At 53.9% G+C, this 23,493-nt stretch carries 20 protein-coding genes; 17 read left to right on the top strand and 3 right to left on the bottom strand.

Annotated features, from left to right (window positions below; translation table 11 throughout):
• Nucleotides 1–44: 44 nt before the first annotated feature.
• The gene (zapA, locus tag J1782_RS23860; RefSeq protein ID WP_013576788.1) at nt 45–374 is read right to left on the bottom strand and encodes a cell division protein ZapA; all 330 of its coding nucleotides are present in this window, start codon (nt 372–374) and stop codon (nt 45–47) included.
• A 253-nt stretch (nt 375–627) separates the two neighbouring features.
• Between zapA and J1782_RS23855 the strand changes: the two genes are divergently transcribed.
• The 16 genes from J1782_RS23855 (at nt 628) to rbsK (ending at nt 19,254) form a co-directional block, all read left to right on the top strand.
• A complete protein-coding gene (locus J1782_RS23855) occupies nt 628–1,200 on the top strand; it encodes a YecA family protein (RefSeq protein WP_101075350.1) in 573 nt (190 codons plus the stop codon).
• Between the two features lie 54 nt (nt 1,201–1,254).
• A complete protein-coding gene (gene pepP / locus J1782_RS23850) occupies nt 1,255–2,571 on the top strand; it encodes a Xaa-Pro aminopeptidase (RefSeq protein ID WP_152327765.1) in 1,317 nt (438 codons plus the stop codon).
• 18 nt (nt 2,572–2,589) lie between these two features.
• Complete coding sequence (ubiH, locus tag J1782_RS23845) at nt 2,590–3,768, top strand: 2-octaprenyl-6-methoxyphenyl hydroxylase (RefSeq protein WP_217154018.1); 1,179 nt, start codon at nt 2,590–2,592, stop codon at nt 3,766–3,768.
• A gap of 28 nt (nt 3,769–3,796) precedes the next feature.
• The gene (gene ubiI, locus J1782_RS23840; protein WP_217154017.1) at nt 3,797–5,023 is read left to right on the top strand and encodes an FAD-dependent 2-octaprenylphenol hydroxylase; all 1,227 of its coding nucleotides are present in this window, start codon (nt 3,797–3,799) and stop codon (nt 5,021–5,023) included.
• A 309-nt stretch (nt 5,024–5,332) separates the two neighbouring features.
• A complete protein-coding gene (gene gcvT / locus J1782_RS23835) occupies nt 5,333–6,430 on the top strand; it encodes a glycine cleavage system aminomethyltransferase GcvT (RefSeq protein WP_217154016.1) in 1,098 nt (365 codons plus the stop codon).
• 60 nt (nt 6,431–6,490) lie between these two features.
• Nucleotides 6,491–6,877: a glycine cleavage system protein GcvH gene (gene gcvH, locus J1782_RS23830; protein ID WP_217154015.1), complete on the top strand. Its 387-nt coding sequence runs from the start codon at nt 6,491–6,493 to the stop codon at nt 6,875–6,877.
• 109 nt (nt 6,878–6,986) lie between these two features.
• Nucleotides 6,987–9,860 carry an aminomethyl-transferring glycine dehydrogenase gene (gcvP, locus tag J1782_RS23825; RefSeq protein WP_217154014.1) on the top strand — a complete coding sequence of 958 codons (2,874 nt, stop codon included), beginning with the start codon at nt 6,987–6,989 and terminating at the stop codon, nt 9,858–9,860.
• 247 nt (nt 9,861–10,107) lie between these two features.
• The gene (locus tag J1782_RS23820; RefSeq protein WP_208951394.1) at nt 10,108–10,851 is read left to right on the top strand and encodes an SDR family oxidoreductase; all 744 of its coding nucleotides are present in this window, start codon (nt 10,108–10,110) and stop codon (nt 10,849–10,851) included.
• 330 nt (nt 10,852–11,181) lie between these two features.
• Nucleotides 11,182–12,039 (top strand): DeoR/GlpR family DNA-binding transcription regulator, encoded by an 858-nt coding sequence (locus J1782_RS23815; RefSeq protein ID WP_152327772.1) that lies wholly within the window; start codon nt 11,182–11,184, stop codon nt 12,037–12,039.
• Nucleotides 12,040–12,057: 18 nt separating this feature from the next.
• Nucleotides 12,058–13,044 (top strand): substrate-binding domain-containing protein, encoded by a 987-nt coding sequence (locus J1782_RS23810; protein WP_206738862.1) that lies wholly within the window; start codon nt 12,058–12,060, stop codon nt 13,042–13,044.
• A gap of 2 nt (nt 13,045–13,046) precedes the next feature.
• Nucleotides 13,047–14,579, top strand: a complete 1,533-nt coding sequence (locus J1782_RS23805; RefSeq protein WP_217154013.1) for a sugar ABC transporter ATP-binding protein — start codon at nt 13,047–13,049, stop codon at nt 14,577–14,579.
• A complete protein-coding gene (locus tag J1782_RS23800) occupies nt 14,572–15,561 on the top strand; it encodes an ABC transporter permease (RefSeq protein ID WP_217154012.1) in 990 nt (329 codons plus the stop codon). The genes J1782_RS23805 and J1782_RS23800 overlap by 8 nt, the downstream gene beginning before the upstream one ends.
• Before the next feature lie 11 nt (nt 15,562–15,572).
• A complete protein-coding gene (locus tag J1782_RS23795; RefSeq protein WP_165059187.1) occupies nt 15,573–16,646 on the top strand; it encodes an ABC transporter permease in 1,074 nt (357 codons plus the stop codon).
• 50 nt (nt 16,647–16,696) lie between these two features.
• A complete protein-coding gene (gene alsE, locus J1782_RS23790) occupies nt 16,697–17,377 on the top strand; it encodes a D-allulose 6-phosphate 3-epimerase (RefSeq protein WP_104923174.1) in 681 nt (226 codons plus the stop codon).
• A gap of 15 nt (nt 17,378–17,392) precedes the next feature.
• Nucleotides 17,393–18,325, top strand: coding sequence for an allose kinase (alsK, locus tag J1782_RS23785; protein WP_152327777.1), 933 nt, complete (start codon nt 17,393–17,395; stop codon nt 18,323–18,325).
• Nucleotides 18,322–19,254 (top strand): ribokinase, encoded by a 933-nt coding sequence (gene rbsK, locus J1782_RS23780; protein WP_152327778.1) that lies wholly within the window; start codon nt 18,322–18,324, stop codon nt 19,252–19,254. The genes alsK and rbsK overlap by 4 nt, the downstream gene beginning before the upstream one ends.
• 39 nt (nt 19,255–19,293) lie before the next feature.
• On the opposite strand, the gene J1782_RS23775 is transcribed toward rbsK, so the two are convergent.
• On the bottom strand, nt 19,294–20,562 hold the full coding sequence (locus J1782_RS23775) for an McrC family protein (protein WP_217154011.1): 1,269 nt from the start codon (nt 20,560–20,562) through the stop codon (nt 19,294–19,296).
• Nucleotides 20,562–22,628 carry an McrB family protein gene (locus J1782_RS23770; RefSeq protein ID WP_217154010.1) on the bottom strand — a complete coding sequence of 689 codons (2,067 nt, stop codon included), beginning with the start codon at nt 22,626–22,628 and terminating at the stop codon, nt 20,562–20,564. The genes J1782_RS23775 and J1782_RS23770 overlap by 1 nt, the downstream gene beginning before the upstream one ends.
• Nucleotides 22,629–23,109: 481 nt before the next feature.
• Between J1782_RS23770 and J1782_RS23765 the strand changes: the two genes are divergently transcribed.
• Nucleotides 23,110–23,412, top strand: coding sequence for a hypothetical protein (locus J1782_RS23765; protein ID WP_217154009.1), 303 nt, complete (start codon nt 23,110–23,112; stop codon nt 23,410–23,412).
• The last annotated feature ends 81 nt before the right edge of the window (nt 23,413–23,493 follow it).

Genomic DNA, 23,493 nt, shown 5'->3' with positions numbered 1-23,493 from the left:
ACCGCTTCTGACTGGCCTGTGACGAGCCACATCAGCAACGTGTGTTATTCGAAAGGCGCCCCTTCACGTTCAGAGATCCGGCCTTGTTCGAGCAATGCCTGCTCGATGGTTTGTTGCAGCATCCGGATACGTTGTTCCATATTGGATGCGTAATCGCGCGTTTTCAACCTTTCCTGAGCAAGTTCGTGACATACGTTCAATGCCGCGATGAAAACCAGTTGCTCTGTATTGGTGACTCTAGTGCGAACTTTAAGATCTTGCAACCGCTGATTAAGATCTTCAGCTGCCAGATTCAGTGCTTCCTGTTGTTCTGGCGGACAATTCACCCGTAACGAGCGACCAAAAATTTGAATATCTACCGGTTGTGCAGACATGCCACCTTCCTGCTGATTTATTCGTCCGCCCCAACGTGACCACTACGACCTGGCGCAGGATGTTGGAAGCGGGCGCCACTATAACTATCTCAATACCAGGTTACAACCCCATGACCGGCTGACTGCTGCCCGATTGTTCAGGGCGTGCCATTCAGGCCAAACTGAGCCTGATTGCGGGCTGCTAATCTGGTACTACGACAGACCTTGGTGGTAGCATAACACGAACTTAACCTGCCAACGATGGCGAATGCGCATGTCTATTGAGAATACTTACCCTACTTACGATTCGTTGGATCAAAACCTGAAACAACAATCGGTTGCTTTGACCGCAGCAGAAATGCACGGTCTGATCAGTGGCTTACTGTGTGGCGGCAACCGCGACGGCAGCTGGCTGACGATGGTGCATGATCTGACCAATGAAGGCCTGGCCTTCCCGCATACGCTGGCGGATTTGCTGCAACAACTTCGTAAAGTTACGTCCGATACGCTGGAAGATGACAGCTTCGAATTTAAAATGATGATGCCCGATGACGACAAAAGTGTCTTCGAACGTGCCGACGCCCTCGCCGGTTGGGTCAACCATTTCCTGCTCGGCCTTGGCATGATGCAGCCTAAACTTGCGAAAGTGAAAGGCGAAGTCGGCGAAGCCATCGATGATTTGCGCAGCATCGCGCAACTTGGCTACGACGAAGATGAAGATCAGGAGCAACTGGCGCAATCTTTAGAGGAAGTGGTGGAGTACGTCCGCGTGGCAGCCATTTTATGCTTTGGCGAATTTGGCCACAGCCTGCCGTCTGCACCGGAAAATACCCGCACGTTGCACTGATAATTTGAGAACCCAGTTAATAACAACGAACTAAAACGATTTCAGGAGAAAGTGATGACTCAGCAAGAGATCGAGAACCGTCGCCAGGCGCTGTTAGCGAAAATGGTACCGGGAAGTGCTGCGATAATTTTTGCGGCCCCCGAAGCCCCGCGCAGCGCCGACAGTGAATACCCGTATCGTCAGAACAGTGACTTCTGGTATTTCACCGGTTTCAACGAACCGGAAGCTGTGCTGATTCTGGTTAAAAGTGATGAAAATCATAACCACAGCGTGCTGTTTAACCGCGTGCGTGATCTCACCGCTGAAATCTGGTTCGGGCGCCGTCTGGGGCAGGAAGCAGCACCGGCTAAGCTGGGCGTGACCAAAGCCTTGCCTTTCGGCGACATCAACGACCAGCTTCATTTACTGCTCAACGGCCTTGACGTGGTCTATCACGCGCAGGGCGAATATGCCTATGCCGATGAAATCGTTAACCGCGCGATGGAAAAACTGCGTAAAGGTTTTCGTCAGAACTTCGCCGCGCCCGCGACCGTCACTGACTGGCGTCCGTGGGTTCACGATATGCGTCTGTTCAAATCCGCCGAAGAAATCGCGGTTATGCGCCGTGCCGGGCAAATCACTGCGCTGGCACACACCCGCGCAATGGAAAAATGTCGTCCGGGAATGTTTGAATATCAGCTCGAGGGAGAAATTCATCACGAATTCAACCGCCACGGCGCGCGTTATCCTTCCTACAACACGATTGTTGGCGGTGGCGAAAACGGCTGCATCCTGCACTACACCGAAAACGAATGTGAGCTGCGTGACGGCGATTTAGTGCTGATCGACGCCGGTTGTGAATATCAGGGCTATGCCGGTGATATCACCCGCACCTTCCCGGTGAACGGGAAATTCAGCAAAGCACAGCGTGAGATCTACGACATCGTGCTGGCGTCAGAATACAAAGCACTGGAAGTCTTCGGACCGGGCAGCAGTATTCAGGCGGCGACCGAAGCGGCTGTCCGCGTCATGATCGAAGGACTGGTCAAACTGGGCGTGATGAAAGGTGATGTTGAAACTCTTTACGCTGAGCAGGCGCATCGCCAGTTCTTCATGCACGGTTTATCTCACTGGCTGGGGCTCGACGTTCATGACGTCGGTCATTATGGCTCGGTTGATCGCAGCCGTACGCTGGAACCCGGCATGGTACTGACCGTTGAACCGGGCCTGTATATCGCGCCGGATGCGGACGTACCTGAAGCGTATCGCGGTATCGGTATCCGCATCGAAGACGACATTCTGATCACCGCGACAGGCATCGAAATTCTGACCGGCGACGTGGTGAAAGAAGCCGATGATATCGAAGCCTTAATGGCGGCGGCACGTAAATAATATGAGCATTGTTTCTCTATGAGCATAGTGATTGTTGGTGGCGGAATGACCGGTGCCACGCTGGCGCTGGCAATTTCCTCGCTGACGCAGGGGCGTCTGCCGGTGCATCTGGTGGAGGCGACCGCGCCGCAAGAACACGAGCATCCGGGGTTTGATGCCCGTTCGATTGCGCTCGCGCAGGGAACCTGCCAGCAACTGGCGCGCGTCGGGATCTGGCCGGCACTGGCAAAAATCGCGACGCCTATCCGTGACATTCACGTCAGCGATCGCGGCCATGCGGCTTTTGTGAATCTCACTGCGGGGCATTATGGTGTCGAAGCGCTTGGTCACGTTGTGGAGCTGCATGAAGTCGGTAATCGTTTGTTTGCCATGCTCACCAAAGCTCCCGGCGTGACGGTGCATTGCCCGGCAAAAGTGGTTGATGTTCAAAGACAAACCGACAGCGCGAGTGTCACGCTCGACAGCGGTGAAACTCTGACCGCGCAGTTGCTGGTCGCTGCCGACGGTTCCCACTCTTCGCTGGCGAAAGCCTGCAATATCAGCTGGCAGCGCGAGGATTACGGGCAGATTGCCGTCATCGCCAACATCGCCACCAGCGAACCGCATAACGGCCGCGCGTTCGAACGCTTCACCCAAAACGGACCGCTGGCTTTATTGCCGATGTCCGACGGGCGCAGTTCGCTGGTCTGGTGCCACCCGCGCGAAGCCCGTGAAGAAATTGATCACTGGAGCGAGGCGAAGTTCCTCAGCGAACTGCAAAAGGCATTTGGCTGGCGGCTGGGTACCATGAAACAGGCCGGTAAACGCTTCAGTTATCCGCTGCAATTACAAAAAGCCAACAGCCATATCAGCCATCGTCTGGCGCTGGTGGGTAACGCGGCGCAAACGCTGCATCCGATTGCCGGTCAGGGTTTTAACCTCGGCCTGCGCGATGTGATGACGCTGGCGGAAACGCTGGCAAGCGCCGCAAAGCAGGGTAACGACGTCGGCAGTTATCGCGTACTTTGCGATTATCAGAACCGCCGTCAGCCCGATCAGCAGGCGACCGTCGGCGTTACCGACGGCCTGATCCACCTCTTTGCCAACCGTTATCTGCCGTTAATGGTTGGCCGCAATCTGGGTTTACTGGCGATGGAAGGCATCACGCCGTTGCGCGATGCGTTTACCCGACGGACGCTCGGCTGGGTTGACCGTTAATTCCGTTCCGGGCTTTACAGGAAAAATTATGCAATCTTTTGATGTGGTTATCGCCGGGGGCGGAATGGTCGGTCTGGCGCTGGCATGTGGTTTACAGGGCAGCGGTCTGCGCGTTGCGGTGCTGGAAAACCAGCAGCCGGATCTCGATTCGCCATTGCCGGAACAGCCGGGCCTGCGCGTTTCTGCCATCAACGCCGCCAGCGAGCGCCTGCTCAAATATATCGGCGTCTGGGACAACATCATCGCTCAGCGCGCCAATGCGTATCAGGGAATGGAAGTCTGGGATCGCGACAGCTTCGGTAAAATTGCATTTCGTGGCGAAGAATATGGGTTCAGTCATCTCGGGCACATTATTGAGAATCAGGTGATCCACCGCGCCCTGTGGCAGCGTGCGGAAAAATCTTCCGACATCACTTTGCTTGCGCCGGCCACACTGAAAAACGTGGCGTGGGGCGAGAATGAGGCGTTTATCACCCTTAATGACGATCGCCAGCTCAGCGCGCGGTTAGTGGTCGGAGCGGACGGTGCCCAGTCCTGGCTGCGTCAGCACGCCGACATTCCGCTGACATTCTGGGATTATCGCCATCATGCACTGGTGGCGACCATCCGCACCGAAGAGCCGCACCAGTCTGTTGCACGTCAGGTATTCCACGGCGAAGGCATTCTGGCGTTTCTGCCGCTGGCTGATGCGCATTTGTCTTCTATCGTCTGGTCAGTTTCGCCGGATGAAGCTCAGCGTCTGAGCGCGCTGGAGCCTGAGGAGTTCAATAAAATCCTCGCCAGCACCTTTGACCTGCGCCTGGGTATTTGTACCGTTGAAAGCGAGCGTCTGACCTTCCCGCTGACAGGCCGTTATGCCCGCAGCTTTGCCGGACAACGTCTGGCGCTGGCCGGTGATGCCGCGCACACCGTGCACCCGCTGGCCGGGCAGGGCGTCAATTTAGGTTTCATGGATGCCGCAGAACTGGCATCGGAAATCAGACGCCTGCAAAAAGAAGGCAAAGATTTCGGCCAGCATATGTACCTGCGTCGTTACGAGCGCCGCCGCAAACACAGCGCCGCGCTGATGCTGGCGGGTATGCAGGGCTTCCGCGAATTGTTTGCCGGTGACAATCCTGCCAAAAAACTGCTGCGCGATATTGGTCTTACGCTGGCGGATTCTCTGCCGGGCGTGAAACCAAAACTGGTGCGTCAGGCGATGGGGCTGAATGATTTACCGGAGTGGTTACAGGACGATTTACTTCGATTGAAATAATCTAATTTCAGCTCAGTTTTTCCATTACATTTTCTAATCCGGGGCCGGATTTCTCATTCTGCAAATGGTGAGAAATCTGGCCTTGTCGTTATATAACATCGATACTTTTGATGTTTATTTGTAGATTTTGCGCCACAAACCCCAGTTTACCAGTCAAAAACTCTGCACAATGCCCTTGTGAAATCACTGACATTTATCCCGCTCTGCATATTTTAACTTATGGTTAGTGAGCTTATTCAGTGGTAAGTTCGAGCAAGGGTATCGTTTGCGCGGTGTGCTGTTTATGCACTTAATTAAATGAGGAATAAGATGGTTAAGCAGACTCAGCTTTATGAACAACATGTTGCGTGTGGCGCGCGTATGGTCGATTTCCACGGCTGGATGATGCCATTGCATTACGGCTCTCAGCTGGATGAACACCACATTGTGCGTCAGGATGCCGGTATGTTTGACGTCTCGCACATGACCATCGTTGATCTCCACGGTGCCCGTACCCGTGAATTCCTCCGTTACCTGCTGGCGAATGATGTCGCCAAACTCACCGTTCCCGGTAAAGCGCTTTATACCGGCATGCTCAATGCGTCCGGCGGCGTGATCGACGACCTGATCGTTTACTTCCTCAACGAAAACTATTTCCGCCTGGTGGTGAACTCCGCGACCCGGGAGAAAGATCTGGCATGGATTTCGCAGCATGCAGAACCGTATGGCATCGAACTGACCGTGCGTGATGACTTAGCGCTGGTAGCCGTGCAGGGCCCTCATGCAAAAGAGAAAGCAGAAACACTTTTTACCGCTGAACAAAAACAAGCGGTCGCGGGGATGAAGCCGTTCTTCGGCGTTCAGGCGGGTGACCTGTTTATCGCCACCACCGGTTATACCGGCGAAGCAGGATATGAAATCGCACTCCCGCAAGAACAGGTTGCTGATTTCTGGCAGAAACTGCTGGCAGCAGGCGTGAAACCTGCCGGTCTGGGCGCGCGCGACACGCTGCGTCTGGAAGCGGGTATGAATCTTTACGGTCAGGAAATGGACGAAGGCGTTTCACCGCTGGCAGCCAACATGGGCTGGACCATCGCCTGGGCACCTGAAGACCGCAACTTTATTGGCCGTGACGCACTTGAAAGACAGCGCGAGCAGGGCACCGAACAGCTGGTCGGTTTAGTGATGACAGAGAAAGGCGTATTGCGTAACGAACTGCCGGTGCGATTCACCGACAGCGCGGGCAACACGCTGGAAGGCGTGATTACCAGCGGCTCATTCTCTCCGACGCTCGGCTACAGTATTGCTCTGGCACGCGTTCCGGCGGGCATTGGCGAGCACGCCATTGTGCAAATCCGTAACCGCGAAATGCCGGTGAAAGTCACCAAACCAGGTTTTGTCCGCAATGGCAAACCGCTGGCGCAGTAAAAATTCGAGATAAAATTATCCAGTTAACGCTGAATTAAGCACTTTTTTGGAGAAAATATAATGAGCAATGTTCCAGCAGATTTGAAATATGCCTCTTCCCACGAATGGGTACGTTCAGAAGGCAACGGCGTTTACACCGTAGGTATCACTGAACACGCGCAGGAATTACTGGGCGACATGGTTTTCGTTGATTTGCCAGAAGTGGGCCGTGAAGTCGCCGCAGGTGAAGACTGCGCCGTGGCGGAATCGGTTAAAGCGGCTTCCGATATTTATTCTCCAGTCAGCGGCGAAATCCTTGCGGTTAACGGCGAACTGGAAGGTTCTCCGGAACTGGTCAACAGCGAGCCGTACGGCGCAGGTTTCCTGTTCCAGATTAAAGCGTCAGACGAAAGCGAACTGGCTAATCTGCTTGATGCAGAAGCCTATGCTGCTTCTGTAGACGAATAATCAGGACTGCAATGCCCGCCCCGCATCCCGTTTGCGGGGTGAATTCAAGACCCGTAGCTTTTGTCAGTATCCCAAGACACCTCCAGCAGATTTCAGGAATGCGTAGCAAATGACTCAGACTCTCAGCCAACTCGAAAACAACGAAGCCTTTATCGGCCGTCACATTGGTCCGTCTTCTCAGCAGCAGCAACAGATGCTGGATACGGTCGGTGCAGACTCGTTAAACGCGCTGATCCAGCAGATCGTTCCGGTCGATATTCAGCTGCCGGGGCCACCGGCCGTCGGTGATGCCGTGACGGAACATCAGGCGCTGGCTGAGCTGAAAGCCATTGCCAGCCAGAACCAGCGCTATAAATCCTACATCGGTATGGGTTACAGCGCGGTGCTGACACCGCCGGTTATCCTGCGCAATATGCTGGAAAATCCGGGCTGGTATACAGCGTATACCCCGTATCAGCCGGAAGTGTCGCAGGGCCGTCTTGAAGCGTTGCTGAATTTCCAGCAACTGACATTAGATCTGACCGGTCTGGATCTGGCTTCTGCTTCTTTGCTCGATGAAGCAACCGCTGCGGCAGAAGCGATGGCGCTGGCAAAACGCGCCAGCAAACTGAAAGATGCTAACCGCTTCTTCGTGGCGGACGACGTGCATCCGCAAACGCTGGACGTAGTTCGCACCCGTGCGGAAACGTTCGGCTTTGACATCATCGTTGATAAAGCTGAAAAAGTGCTCGAACTGGAAGGCGTGTTTGGCGTGCTTTTACAGCGGGTCGGCACTACCGGCGAAGTGCACGATTACACTGCGCTGCTGGGCGAACTGAAATCCCGCAAAATTATCACCAGCGTTGCCGCTGATATTATGGCGCTGGTGCTGCTGGCCGCACCGGGCAGGCAGGGCGCAGACGTCGTCTTTGGTTCGGCGCAACGCTTTGGCGTGCCGATGGGTTACGGCGGTCCGCACGCGGCATTCTTTGCCTGCGTAGACGAATTCAAACGCTCCATGCCGGGCCGTATCATCGGCGTTTCCCGCGATGCTGCTGGCAAAACAGCCCTGCGCATGGCGATGCAAACTCGCGAGCAACATATCCGCCGCGAAAAAGCCAACTCCAACATTTGTACCTCGCAGGTTTTACTGGCCAATATTGCCAGCCTTTATGCGGTATTCCACGGCCCTGAAGGCCTGAAACGCATTGCGTCACGCATTCACCGTCTGACCGACATCCTGGCCGCTGGCCTGAAACAGGGCGGTCTGACACTGCGTCATAACACCTGGTTCGATACACTGACTGTTGAAGTCAAAGACAAAGCCGCCGTGCTGGAACGCGCGCTGAGCTTCGGCCTGAACCTGCGTACTGACATTCACGGCGCAGTCGGTATCACGCTCGACGAAGCGACCTCCCGCGAAGACGTTCAGGTGCTTTTCGCTGCCCTGCTGGGTGACGATAACGGTCTGGATATCGACAAGCTGGACAATGCCGCATCGACCGACAGCAACTCGATTCCTGCGGCCATGCTGCGTGTGGATCCGATCCTCACCCATCCGGTATTCAACCAGTACCACAGCGAAACCGAGATGATGCGTTATATGCACCGTCTGGAGAAAAAGGATCTGGCGCTGAATCAGGCGATGATCCCGCTGGGTTCCTGCACCATGAAACTGAATGCTGCGGCAGAAATGATCCCGATAACCTGGCCGGAATTCGCCGAACTGCATCCGTTCTGCCCGACAGAACAGGCGGGCGGTTATCAGCAAATGATCGGTCAGCTGTCACAATGGCTGGTTCAGCTCACCGGTTACGACGCTGTCTGTATGCAGCCAAACTCCGGCGCGCAGGGTGAATATGCGGGTCTGCTGGCCATCCGTCGTTACCACGAAAGCCGTAACGAAAGTGGTCGTCACATCTGCCTGATCCCAAGTTCAGCACACGGCACCAACCCGGCATCTGCACAGATGGCGAGTATGACCGTCGTGGTGGTGGCTTGTGATAAGCAAGGCAACATTGACCTGAGCGACCTGCGTGAGAAAGCGGCGAAAGCGGGTGACGAACTGTCTTGTATCATGGTGACGTACCCGTCAACGCACGGCGTTTACGAAGAAACTATCCGTGAAGTTTGCCAGATTGTGCATCAGTACGGCGGTCAGGTTTACCTCGACGGCGCGAACATGAACGCACAGGTCGGCATCACCACGCCGGGTTACATCGGTGCTGACGTCTCGCACCTTAACCTGCACAAAACCTTCTGTATCCCGCACGGCGGCGGCGGTCCGGGCATGGGGCCGATTGGTGTGAAAGCGCATCTGGCACCGTTTGTTCCGGGTCACAGCGTGGTACAGATTGACGGCGTGCTGACGCAAAACGGTGCGGTTTCTGCGGCGCCGTTTGGCAGCGCGTCAATCCTGCCAATCAGCTGGATGTACATCCGTATGATGGGCGCGGAAGGCCTGAAACAAGCCAGCCAGGTCGCTATCCTCAACGCCAACTACATCGCTACCCGTCTGAAGGATGCGTATCCGGTGCTCTACACTGGCCGCGACGGTCGCGTGGCGCATGAATGTATTCTGGATATTCGTCCGCTGAAAGAAACCACCGGTATCAGCGAAATGGATATTGCCAAACGCCTGATCGACTACGGATTCCACGCCCCGACCATGTCCTTCCCGGTTGCCGGCACGCTGATGGTTGAGCCAACCGAATCAGAAAGCAAAGTGGAACTGGATCGCTTTATCGATGCGCTGCTGGCAATCCGCAGTGAAATCGACCGCGTTGCGAAAGGCGAATGGCCGCTGGAAGACAACCCGCTGGTGAATGCACCGCACGTGCAGAATGAGCTGGTCAGCGACTGGAACCATCCGTACACCCGCGAAGTGGCGGTATTCCCGGCCGGGTACGACAACAAATACTGGCCGACCGTGAAACGTCTGGATGACGTGTACGGGGACAGGAATTTATTCTGTTCATGTGTACCGATGTCAGATTACGAGTAAGACTGCGGTCTGCTCCCTCCCCTGCGAAGGGGAGGGTCGGGGTGGGGTATTAAAGCAAAATTAATAAGTTGAAGTTAGCATTGACAAGGTATTAGGCCTTAAAACCCCTTCCCGGCCTCCCCCTTCACAGGGGGAGGAACTAAAAACCGGATTGCTCCCTCCCCTGAGAAGGGGGAGGATAAAATTCAAATCATCATTGCTTCAGTTTCTCCTACACTTTCCTCACTTTTCCCCACTGGAGTATTCAATGAAAATCGCTCTCGTCACCGGCGGTAGCCGCGGTATCGGCCGTGCAACCGCGATCCTCCTCGCGCAGCAGGGTTACGCCGTCGGCGTCAACTATCTGAATAACGAAACCGCTGCACAATCTGTCGTCGATGAAATTCAACAGGCCGGTGGCAAAGCCATCGCGCTTCAGGCTGATATTGCCGACGAAACGCAGGTGGTCGCGATGTTTAAACGCCTGGGCGAAGAACTCGGGACAATCACCGCGCTGGTGAATAATGCCGGAATTCTGTTCCAGCAGACGACGATTGAAAACCTCTCGGCGGAGCGGATTAATAAAGTGCTGTCCACCAACGTGACGGGCTATTTCCTGTGCTGCCGCGAGGCGGTGAAAATCATGTCGCATCGTCATGGCGGAAAGGGCGGGACGATTGTGAATGTCTCTTCCGCGGCTGCCCGTCTGGGTGCGCCGGGCGAATATGTTGATTACGCGGCGTCAAAAGGGGCGGTGGATACCCTGACCACCGGTCTGGCGCTGGAAGTGGCGGCGTACGGTATTCGCGTTAACTGCGTGCGGCCCGGTCTGATTTATACCGAAATGCACGCCAGCGGCGGTGAGCCGGGACGCGTCGATCGCGTGAAGGCCAATCTGCCGATGCAGCGCGGTGGCCAGCCGGAAGAAGTGGCGCAGGCGATTTACTGGCTGCTCTCCGATTCCTCCTCCTACGTCACCGGCAGCTTTCTCGATCTGGCGGGTGGGAGATAATACTTTCTTCGGATGCAGAAGCGCCTTAAGGCGCTTTTTTTATGTCCAAACGGTCAACTCCACACAAACGGTCATAACCGGTCATGAGAAACCACGAGGAATTGTGACCGTTTGCAAAACTGTTGCTGTCTTGTTGCAACGCAAATGACGATTTAATGCCGTTCCCGCCACAGATCCAAACTTTAACATTTCATCTTTTCTCAGCTTTTCGTGACAACTATCACATGACGGCGGTGGCAAAAAATGCACACAGCCGCGTTTGAGGCACTGCGCATTCCACAACCACCGGGCTGCGTATCCTGTTTGACATCGGGAAAGAGGAATCACCACATGCTGCCAGTAGAGCGACATCGTTTTATTACCGAAATTCTCACCCAGCGCGGACGCATTCTGGTGCAGGAAGTGGCGCAGTTATGCCGTATTTCGCTGGAAACGGCGCGGCGGGATCTGGCGCTGCTGGAAAAGCGCGGCGTGCTGTTACGCAGCCACGGCGGCGCGGTCTTTACGGAACATTCGGCGGGCGAAAAAACCTATGTACCGTCGCAGATTGAACAGGGCGAATCGTTTCGTGACCGCAGTAATCAGTCGCCTGACAGCAAAACGCGCATCGCCAAACGCGCATTGCAGCTGATTAATCCGGGTGACTGTCTGCTGCTCGACAGCAGTTCGACGAGCTGGTATCTGGCGCGTCAGTTGCCCGACATTCAGCTGGTGGTGCTGACCAACTCAGTGCAGATCATCCAGACGCTGTCGGTGAAAGCCAATGTGCGCACCATCGGTTTAGGCGGTGAATATTCGGCGAAATATGAAGATTTTGTCGGCGTGCTGGCCGAACAAATGCTGAAAGAGTTCGTCATCAACAAACTGTTTTTCTCCTGTCACGGCATCAGCCACGAAGGCGGCATCCGTGAGAGTAACGAGCATCATGCGCGGCTGAAACAGCAAATGCTGCTTTCCTCCGAGCACAAAATTTTGCTGGCTGACTCCAGCAAATTTGGCCGCCGCTCTTTTGCGCGGATCTGCCACTACCGGGAAATCGACACACTGATAACAGACCATCTGGAGGATGAAGAATTCCGCCAGGAACTGGCCTGGAGCAACGTTAACGTGATTGAAGTTTCTCCGTCACCCCTACAGAAAAAAACTAAAAACAGCCGCAACGGTCCGTTAGCTGCGGCACATAACTGACCTCCCAGGAGAGTAAACATGATCAAGAAATCCGTTCTTGCCTGCCTGTTCGCGACAGCCATGTTGTCCCTGTCGGCACACGCCGCCGATAAAATTCGCATGGGCGTGGTGGTGAAAGTCGGCGGTAACGCCTGGTTCAACGCGATGGAAGCCGGGATCAAAAGTGAAGCGGCCAAACGCGGGATAGATGCGTGGCAGGTCGGGCCAACCAGCGCGGATCCGGCGTTGCAGGTGCGTGCGATTGAAGATCTGATTGCGCAAAAAGTAGATGTGATCGGCGTGGTGCCAAACGATGCCCGTGTGCTGGAGCCGGTGCTGAAACGCGCACACGACGCCGGCATCAAAGTCATTGTGCATGAATCGCCGGATCAGAAATATGCCGACTGGGATTTCGAAATGGTCGACGCCACGCAGCACGGCATTAACCACATGATCGCCCTCGCACAATGTATGAAAGAAAAAGGCGATTACGCGGTGTATGTCGGCAGCCTGACCGTGCCTCTGCATCAGAAATGGGCCGATGCCGCCATCAATTATCAAAAAGAACATTATCCGAACATGCACCTGGTCGGCGACAAATTCGGTGTCGGCGAATCGCTCGATGACAGCATCCGAACTACCAATGACCTGATGTCTAAAGACGCCAACCTGAAAGGCATTCTGGCGATCGGTTCACAAGGACCGATCGGCGCAGGCCGTGCGGTGCTTAACCGCGGCAAAACCGATGATGTCTGCGTCTTCGGGCCATTCAGTCCGGGCCAGGGCGCAAGCCTGGTGAAAGCCGGTGCCATCAAAGGTGGCTTTATCTGGAATCCGATGGTCGCCGGTGAAGTCTTCGTGCGCATCGCCGAGAAGCTGGAAAAAGGCGAAAAAATCACTGACGGCATGACCATCGAAGGCATGGGCAAAGTGAAAGTCGATGAAGCCACGCGCACCATTCTGGGCAACGAAACCGAAAGTCTGGATAAAGCCAACCTGCCGAAACTGGTCAAAATGGGGCTGTAATCATGGCAATCTCCGGGATCATTCAAACAGACAACACGCCGCTGATTGATGTACAGAATCTGTCGGTGACCTTTGGCGGACAGCGCGCGCTTAACGATATTTCCCTGCGGCTGATGCCGGGGGAAGTTCACTGCCTGGCGGGCACCAACGGCTGCGGTAAAAGTACGTTGATCAAAGTGATCTCGGGGGTTTATCAGCCGGATAACGGTTGCCGGATCACGCTGGGTTCTGCCACGCAGGGGCTTTCGACGTTCAGCAAACTCAGCCCGGATCAGGCGCGGCAGTTTGGCGTTCAGGTGATCTATCAGGATCTTTCGCTGTTTCCGAACCTGAGCGTGTTTGAAAACATCGCCTTCGACCACAACCTGCAAGGGCTGATGGGCTGGTATCGCCCGTCACGTCTGCGCGACACCGCGCAGCGCATTCTGACTGAACTCAGTTACACCTTAGACCTCGACAGCAAAGTGTCAGCGCTGCCTATCGCCCAGCGCCAGCAGGTGGCAATTTGCCGCGCGCTGGTCGCCGATGCGCGGTTAGTCATTATGGATGAACCGACCGCCTCGCTGACCCGCACCGAAGTGAATCAGCTGCTGCGCACCGTGCATTACCTGAAAAGCAAAGGCATCAGCGTGGTGTTCGTCAGCCATCGTCTCGACGAAGTGCTTGAGATTTCCGACAGCGTCACGGTCATTCGTGACGGCAAAAAAGTCGGCACTTTCCCGGCCTCTGAAGTCAGCAGCGAACGCCTGACCGAACTGATGACCGGCCTCAGACTCGATTACCGCCTGAAAGCCGCCAACATAAATGACGAACGCATCATGCTGGAAGCCGACAAACTCACCCGCGAAGGCCAGTACCACGACGTCAGTTTCAAACTGCACGCCGGGGAAGTGCTCGGCCTGTGCGGCCTGCTCGGTTCCGGGCGCACCGAACTGGCGCTCAGCCTGTTTGGTATGACCAAACCGGACAGCGGCAAAATTTATCTCGACAGCAAACCGGTACGTTTTCGCAGCCACGAAGACGCGATCAAATCCGGCATCGGCTATGTCTCGGAAGACAGGCTGACGCTGGGACTGATCCAGCAACAATCGGTCGGCGACAACACCGTGCTGGCGATCATGGATCAGCTGCGCAGCCGTTTTCATCTGATCGACGAATATCGCAAAAACAAAATCATCCAGCAGTGGATCGAAAAACTCGGCGTCAAAGTCGCTAATCCTGATCAGGCGATTTCCACGCTGTCCGGCGGAAATCAGCAAAAAATCGTGCTGGCGAAATGGGTGCTGACGCAGCCGAAAATCCTGATCCTCGATTCCCCGACCGTCGGCGTGGACGTCGGCGCGAAAGCCAGTATTTACCAGCTGGTGCATCAGCTGGCGGAAGAGGGCATTTCGATCCTGCTGATTTCCGACGAAGTGCCGGAAGTGTATTTCAACTGCGACCGCGTGCTGCATTTCTCCGAAGGCACAGTGAAGGGCGAATATCTTCCGGGCGCGATTACTCAGCAACAGCTTGCGGAGGCGGTCAATGCTTAAGCTCAGCCGGTTACGCCCGTCCAGCAATGAAGGTTATTTAGCCTGGGTTTTGCTGGTGGTTATCGTCACGTTTTCCCTGCTCACCAATCAGTTTCTGACGCTTCAGAACCTGCTCGATCTGACCGAAAGCTACGCCGTCAGCGGCATTTTTGCCCTCGGATTATTTGTGGTGCTGGTCACCGGAGGCATTGATATTTCGTTCGCCGCCGTGGCGTCCGTCGTGCAGTACCTCATCGCCACCCTGGCCATTCATTACGGCCTGAGCAGTCCTGCCGGCAGCATTTTACTGGCGATCGCGATCGGCACCGTCCTCGGGATGATCAACGCCATCCTGATCTACTGCCTGCGCATTGTCTCGATCATCGTCACCATCAGCATGCAGTCACTGCTGTTCGGCATGCTGATGTGGCTGACCAACGGCACCAGCCTCTATGACCTGCCGGACTGGCTGACCACGCCGATCCGTGTGCTGCCCTTCAGCGTCGGCGAGCAGCACTATCAGGTGGGTTTGCCGGTGGTAGTGATGCTGGCAGTCGCCGGACTGAGCTGGATCCTGCTCAACAAAACCCATCTGGGACGCCAGCTGTTTGCCGTCGGCGGTGATCAGGAATCCGCGCGTCGTATCGGGATCCGTGTCGGGTTATTGCATCTGTTTGCGTACGGTTATCTCGGCGCGATGGCGGCGATTGGCGGCCTGGTACAGGTGTATCGCGTCGGTGAAGTGGTGCCGAATGCGCTGGTCGGCGGCGAGCTGGATGTGCTGGCGGCGGCGGTGCTCGGCGGCGCCAGCCTTAACGGCGGTAAAGGCAGCGTGGTCGGCACACTGATGGGCGTGTTCCTGATTGGCGTGCTGAAAAACGGCCTCAACCTGATCGGTGTCTCCAGCTACTTCATGAATATCGTCATCGGCGTGGTGATTGTCGCGGCAATCACCGTCACCCATTACAAGAAACGCAAAGAAACCGAAGTCGGCTTCGCGTGAGGAAAACCGCTATGTTCGCGAAAAGCAGAAATGTGAATCTTAAAGCCCGGCCCCGGCTGAAAATGGCTTCCCTGAAAATAGACAACACCACACTGGGATTATCGCTGTTGCTGCTGGTGGTCATTATCGGTTTCAGCCTGGCGATGCCGGGGCGATTCTTCAGTGACGCCACCTTTATGAGCGTCGCGTTTCAGCTGCCGGAACTCGGTTTGCTGACGCTGGCAATGTTTATCCCGATCCTCAGCGGCGGCCTGAACCTGTGCATTATCGCCACCGCTAACCTGACCAGCCTGCTGATGGCGTGGGTGTTTCTGACCTGGCTGCCGCCCGATGCCAGCATGGCCATGCAGGCGGTCTGGCTGACCGTGGCGCTGGTTGGCGCAATGATTCTGGCGCTGGTCATCGGCATGCTGACCGGTGCGCTGGTGGCCTACGTCGGGGCGCATCCGATTCTGGTCACGCTCGCCACTATGACGATGGTGAACGGCGTTGGCATCTATCTCTCACGCGGCGCGGCCATCAGCGGTATGCCCGACATCGTGCGCTTTATCGGTGCGGAAACCCTGCTCGGCGTGCCGGTTCCGTTAATCATCTTTCTGCTGACGGCCGCCTTAATCGCGGTGTTTTTAGAACGCACCCGCCTCGGTAAATACATCTACATGAGCGGCAGCAACATCAACGCCACCCATTTCAGCGGCGTCAACACGCACCGTGTCCTCATCGCCATCTACGTAATTTCCAGCATGTTATGCGTGATTGCCGGGCTGGTGATGATGGCGCGCTTCAATTCGGCGCGCATGGGCTACGGCGATTCTTACCTGCTGCTGACCGTACTGGCGATCATTTTAGGCGGCACGGATCCCAACGGCGGTTTCGGCAAAGTCGCGGGCGTGGTGCTCTCGCTGATTGTCCTGCAGGTGATTTCCACCGGCCTGAATCTGTTGAACGTCAGCCCGCATTTCAGTCTGGCGATGTGGGGCGCGGTACTGATTGTGGTGCTGGCGCTGAAATTCTTCCGTGCCCGTTTCCTGCAAAAACGCGCAGGACGCATGAGCGCCGCCAAAGCGCGGGCTGCACAACCTTAATCCTTATTTTTAAAGCTTATTTTCATAGCCTCTGACCTTAGGAAAACATCATGGAATACAAAATTTCTCCGTCGCTGATGTGCATGAGCCTGATCGACATCAAACAGCAACTCGAAGTGCTGAACCGCCGCGCTGACATGCTGCACATCGACATCATGGACGGCCATTACGTCAAAAACATCACGCTGTCGCCGTTCTTCATCGAACAGATCCGCCCGCATACGCCCCTGATTCTGGACGTGCATATGATGGTGGAAAATCCGTCCGACTTTATCGAACCGATAGCCAGAGCCGGTGCCGATTTTATTTGTCCGCACGCCGAAACTATCAACCGCGACGCGTTCCGCATCATCAACCAGATCCGTTCTCTGGGTAAAAAGGTCGGCGTGGTACTTAACCCTGCGACGCCGGTGGAATACATCCAGCACTACATTCATCTGCTGGATAAAATTACCGTCATGACCGTCGATCCGGGCTATGCCGGGCAGCCGTTCATCCCGGAAATGCTGGGGAAAATTGCTCAGCTGCGCGATCTCAAACAGCAAAAAGGCTACCGCTATCTGATCGAAATCGACGGATCCTGCAACTTGAGGACGTATCAGGATCTGATGTCTGCGGGCGCGGAAGTGTTGATCGTCGGCAGTTCCGGCCTGTTCACGCTCGACAGCGATCTGGATATTGCCTGGGACAAAATGCTCGATCAGATGCGTCAGGCGCGTCACGCAGCCTGAGGGCAGGAGAGCCGTATGCCGCACTTTCTTGGAGTGGATGTCGGGGGCACCAATACCCGTTTAATGCTGATGGACAGCCAGCAAAATTTTCGCGGCTACCACAAAACCCCGACGCAAAGTTGGGCAGGGCAAAGTGATCCGCTGAGCGGGCTGGAAGCACTGATCCGCGGGTATCTGGATGCGCAGGATCCGCATCATCAGGTGGCACAGGTGATGCTCGGTTTGCCGGGGATCTTGTCCCGTGACCGGCAAACCGTGTTATCGCTGCCGTTTATTTCCGCGCTGGATAATCAGCCGGTCGCGGAGCAGCTTGCGCAGCGACTGCATCTGCCGGTGACGATGGATAAAGACGTTAACCATCTGATGTGGTGGGATTTACTTCAGCACGACACGCTGCCTGACGTCGCCGTCGGCCTGTATCTGGGCACCGGTCTGGGCAACAGTTTGTGGATTAACGGCGATTTTTATCACGGTGCGCACGGCGGTGCGGGCGAGCTCGGACATATTCCGCTGGCAGGCAATCCGCTGCTGTGTCCTTGCGGCAAAACCGGGTGCGTCGAAACGCTGACGTCCGGCAACTGGCTGACCGGCTGGGCTCGGCAGCACGCACCGCAAACGCCCTTCGCCGAACTGTTTGTGCGTCACGCAGAACATGTGGATTTAACCGAATTTGTAGCGCGTCTGGCACGAACGGTCGCCAGTGAAATGAACATTCTGGACCCGGAATATCTGGTGCTCGGCGGCGGTGTGCTGGCGATGGAGAATTTCCCGCTGGCGCAGCTCGAACAGCAGTTGCGCAGCCATCTGCGCAGCCCGTATCCGGCGAACGGACTGAAGATCCACTTCAGCGCCGTCACCGATGAGACCGGCTGCCGCGGCGCCTGTCTGGCAGCACAACGCGTTTTTCAGTCGCAGTCACGACCGTTTTCTTTCAGGAGAGAGGCATGAAAAAAGGCAAGGTATGCGTATTTGGTTCTTTCAACCTCGACATTGTCGCTGGCATGGCGCGTTTCCCCAAGCCGGGAGAATCCCTGATTGCGCGTAACAGCATGATGGGTGCGGGTGGAAAGGGCGCGAATCAGGCAGTTGCCGCACTGCGCGCCGGTGCGCGGGTGCATTACATCGGGAAAGTCGGGCGTGATGATTTCGGCATGTTTGCCCGCCGCCACCTCGACAACGCCGGTTTCGATGCCGTCACGCTGTTTTCCACCAGCGAATGCCCGACCGGTAATGCGCTGATTTACGTCGCCGGTGCGGACGCGGAAAACATGATAGCGGTCGATCCGGGCGCGAACCTGACGGTCACCGACGAAGAGGTCGAACAATGCCGTCCGGCGGTAGCCGCTGCGGATATCCTGCTGACGCAGCTGGAAAATAATCTTCCGGCTATCGAAAAACTGATCAACATCGCCAGGGAAAACGGGACATACATTATCCTCAATCCCGCGCCGTTCCAGCCGGTTTCCGACCACCTGCTGGCGCAGGTCGATTTGCTCACGCCCAACGCCACTGAATGCACATTACTGACCGGCATTGAGGTTCACGATATTCCATCCGCTAAGTGCGCCGCCCACGCGCTGCACGCTAAAGGCATTCAGGCACTGATCGTCACGCTCGGCACGCAGGGCGCACTGCTTTCCGTGAATGGCGAAACGCAAATCATCGCCGCCTGCCCGGCCACACCGGTCGATACCACCGGCGCAGGCGATGCCTTTAACGGCGCATTAGCCTCGCAGCTCGCCGCCGGTTCCACGCTTTCCGAAGCCGCGCAATTTGCCTCCGCCTACGCATCCGTTTGTGTGGAAAGAGCAGGGGCTGCGGCATCGATGCCGACCTATGAAGAGGCACGGGAAAGGATGGGTGTTGTGGTGGTTTGAAGGTCAGCCGGGCGCGCCAGCCGCGCCCGGTGAATAACATTATTGTTGCAGTGAAAATCGCTGTCCCTGATTGGCCGTGATTCGATACGGCACTACCCACAGTTTTAGCGTATTGGAGAATTCAAAGTGATGGCGGATCGGGGCGGTAAAATTGTCTTGTTCAGGATAAATCAAATACATCGCTCCTTGATCTTCACCGGCAAGATACTTTTGCCCGTAGGCAAACATCTGATAAAGATCTGATTGGGATAAACCATATTGGTTTCGCATATTTCCATTGATTAGCTTCCATTTTGTATCCATGACCAGATTATTTTTAGCGGGAACCCCTTTCTGAATCACAAGATCTGGCCGCAATGAGAAAAGGTCTTTTTCCTGATGTCTGACCAGTGACAGGCCGCTAAATTGTGATTTAACGGTCAGCCCGGGTGGCAGTTCGTCAGCAATAGTTTGTGCGACAAAAGATTCAAACACCACCTCCATAGGGAAAAGGAGTGATAAAGATTTCGCCTCTCCTTGCAATGCCATCGGGCTCATACCAGTGAGAATTAATTTCGCCCATTCCACGGGGGTTTCGTAATGCACCATGTTACGGCCAAAGCGCAATTGTGAAATATCCGCGTCGATATCCCGACTCACCGGGATATCATCGAAAACAAAACGAAGCTCCTGGATCCATTGCTGGTTTTCTGCTGCAAGCTGCATTTTACTGAGCTTATTCAAAGCTGAGTGCAAGAGTCTGTTGGCGGCATTATCCGGAGAATACTCTTCATAACTGACGAAAAATTTATCGCGATGAATCACATTATGTCGAAGCTGGGCTGATACATTCAACCTGCCTTTCATGAAGGTTAAATTATCGCTGTGTTCCCGATAGTCAGAACGCAGACCTTTTTTTAGCAACAGGCTTAAGCTTTGTAAAAACTGAGAGATAAAAATTTCCAGCAAGGGTCTCGAATAAGTTTGTACCGATGACTCCTGAGTTTGAATATGCCGAAAGCCCGACAGATAACTCAACATTGTGACCAGCGTTTCGCGTGCTTTTTCTTTGGTCAGATTTCGCCCGACTTTAGGCAATATTTCCAACTGATGGCCCAGAGGTGTGAACAGCATGCCTGCATAATTCTGGACCTGTAATAAACGCTGGTTGTTGCGGGCAGTAACTTTAAGAAATTGGCATCCATACTCGCTGAGAGCCATTGCCTCAAGGTATTTAAAAACCTCTGAAGGCAAAGGAACAACGCCAGATATTTTGGCGTTTTCGTCCCCTAATAAATCATATTCAAAGGCAGAGATAACCCCGGTCATTAGACACTTCCTGATGGGGTTGCTTGAATTTCCTGTTGCTGATAAATCTCACGGTAAGCTTGTGGCAAATCCCATACCGCCTGACCAAACGATTGAAGCTCATAGACCGTTGACTGCTGCTCGTGCCGTCTTAAACCATGGTTGCGGCCGAAAAGCGCATCAAAATCATCGTTTTTCTCCCTCACAAACTGCAGGCTATCTTCTTTCTGGTTGTCCGCCAGAACCAGCCTGATTTTATTCCAGTCATCAAAGAAGTATTCCTGAAGTAAAGGAATGATTTTTTTCTGGAATACGCCTTTAAAAAGCTTAAAGGCCTCTTCCTGACCGCTAGTCTCAAGAGCGGATTTTACCGGCAAAAAGAAGGCGTGCCCGAGCGTGTGCTCGCGGTCATAAAGTGCTTCAATTCGGCTGTTGAGATTTTCCAGTAACGGTTCAAGGTCAATGCCTTTTATATGGCAGCCGCTCAGTAAAGAAAGGTCAGGCATCATCTCGATAAAATCAAAACGACGACGCAGTGCTGTATCCATTAAAGCCAGTGAGCGGTCAGCGGTGTTCATTGCGCCAATAATATCCACGTTTGACGGTACGCTGAATATTTCGCCGCTGTAGGATAATTGCAAACTCAGGGCATTTTTCATCCCTGCGCGCTTATCCGTTTCGATCAGTGAGATCAGCTCGCCGAATATCTTAGAGATATTTCCCCGATTGATTTCATCAATAAAGATAGCGTAGCGGTGATCCGGATCTGCCTTGGCTTTCAAACAAAGACGCATGAAAATTCCGGGTTCTATAGGGTAAGAGACATTACCGCTGTCATCGGCACGGGCACGCATTCCTTCGATAAATTCTTCGTAACCATACGACTGGTGGAAGGTGACAACGGCAAAGCGTTTAATAGCTTCTGCAGAGGTCGGGCCTTTTTTCAGCACAGCATGCAAGGCCGTCAGATCTTCTATCTGTTCCAGTTGTGATTTCACTAAAAACCACTCGCTGTCAGTTGTTTTATCAAATACAGCTGGCTCGCGACGATTTTTATATTCCACCGTTGTTGATTCTGGCTGAGTGAAGGCTTGCAGCGATGCCCAGGCGGTTTGGGTCAAATTAGTCGTGCGGCCATTCAATGAGGCTTTTCGCTGGAACCAGTTATGCTCTACGATTTCACGGACTTTGGCTCGCTTATTAAGGTCGAGTAAAATCAGTGCAATAACCTGCATCCAGTTCAGCGACTCCAGATGTGAATCCAGCCAGGCACTGAGATCTGCTTGTTCAACATCCGTTGTATACTTGTTCATCTCCTGTTGCAGAATATACGTCTTACCTGTTCCCGGCGGCCCGAAATAGATTTGATTGATAGGTGTTGTATTAGCCGGCTGAGATCGTTTGATTTCTCTTTCAACGACAGGTTGGTGAGTAATATTAAATTTCGGTTCTTTATTATTATCACGATCACGTATTAGTTCATAAAGATGCCAAAGCGCCATATTGACAAAATGAGGGTCGGTATCAGGTATAAGCTGATTGATGGCCTGTTTGAATTCGTTATTTTTCTGCAACCAGTCGCCGTCCAGAGTCAGCCCTAAATTAAAGCTCTTATTGAGAAAACTGGCTGCTGCCGTAAAGGCATTTTCTTCGACAGTTGTTGTACATAAATTCGGAGAAAAAGCCGCAAAGACCCTGTTTCTGAGGCTCCAGTACATACGGCTGAGACGCCCTTCTTGCTTTGCAAGCTGCATGGCTTGCGTGACTTGCTTGTAGGTTGTGTCATCCTGTTTTATGCGTATTATCTCAGTTAATTCTCTGAAAAACGGTATGTTTTTTTGAAATTCGGCTAAAGAGGGAACACCTTGCATGATACTGGCAACCCCATTTCCACGCTCATACCAAAGCGCTTTTAGTAACTCATCATTCTCGGCACCCGAAAAACTGTGCGCTTGCTGTACCTGACCGGTGAGCTCGCTGTAACGTTCATACCACATGGAATGAGGATAATCTCTTTCCTGAGCTAATGTATTAATCAATTCACCGAGAGACAACGTTCCTGATTCAATTTGGGCAATAATATCCATTGTGTAGATCCCTTTATTTGAGAATTTGACTTTATCTAATTCATTCAATGTGAGTTGAAAGGAAGGACTGATGTATTAGACGGATATTATCACAGAGCATGAGTGCCCGAAATATTCGCTGTGTGAAGCCTATCCCAATAATCATGCAACGTTAGCATACATGTTTATTGCGAGACGCCTTCCAATTATCAAAGTAACTTCCTGTAAATCCATACAGTCTGTTTCATTGGCAAAATCATCGGAATATAGTCACCTCGCTGCGGCAAAATCCGTAGCCGGACTTGGAACTCCGAATATCTGGAACTGAAAAAATTTGTTTTTTTTCAGCGGCTACGTGCACACTTCAATTCGTGGCTCAGGCAGGGCAATCTTTATGATTGGCCGGTCGCTAGATCCGGAGTTCCAAACCTGTCTGAGTCACTCCTTTTGTTTGGAACCTGAAGGCGTGATGAAACTTAAATCTGGTAATGGAATGATCATCATGACAACAACCGAAACTCAGTACCCTGAAAACTCCATCACCGCTTTTCGCACTTTGATTTCCGATATGGATCTCAGCAACTTCACCGAACCCCAGCTTTATGATCTTGGCGCGGTCGCCTCTGAATCTGCCGAAGGCCTTTGCCATGGTTTGCTCTGTCTGAGCGAAGGTCTGGAAAGCGGGGAACTTTTGCCGCCGGAAGGTGTGGCGCAGGTGAGCGCGTACATCAAAGCTACGGCGCATGTTTTGCCTGCTTTGTTTGAGTTGTCGGAAAAAGCCGGGAACGCGCTGGCGAGGTCATGAGTTCAGGGGTAACGATTTTAAGGACGGCAATACGGCGGTCTTTTCATCCTATTTGTTCAGTAACATTCGCTCATTTTTCAT

The sequence above is a fragment of the Rahnella sp. BCC 1045 genome, assembly GCF_019049615.1.
Classification (GTDB): domain Bacteria; phylum Pseudomonadota; class Gammaproteobacteria; order Enterobacterales; family Enterobacteriaceae; genus Rahnella; species Rahnella contaminans.
The sequence above is the reverse complement of the archived record's forward strand: the minus strand, read 5'-3'. Positions and strand labels throughout refer to the sequence as shown.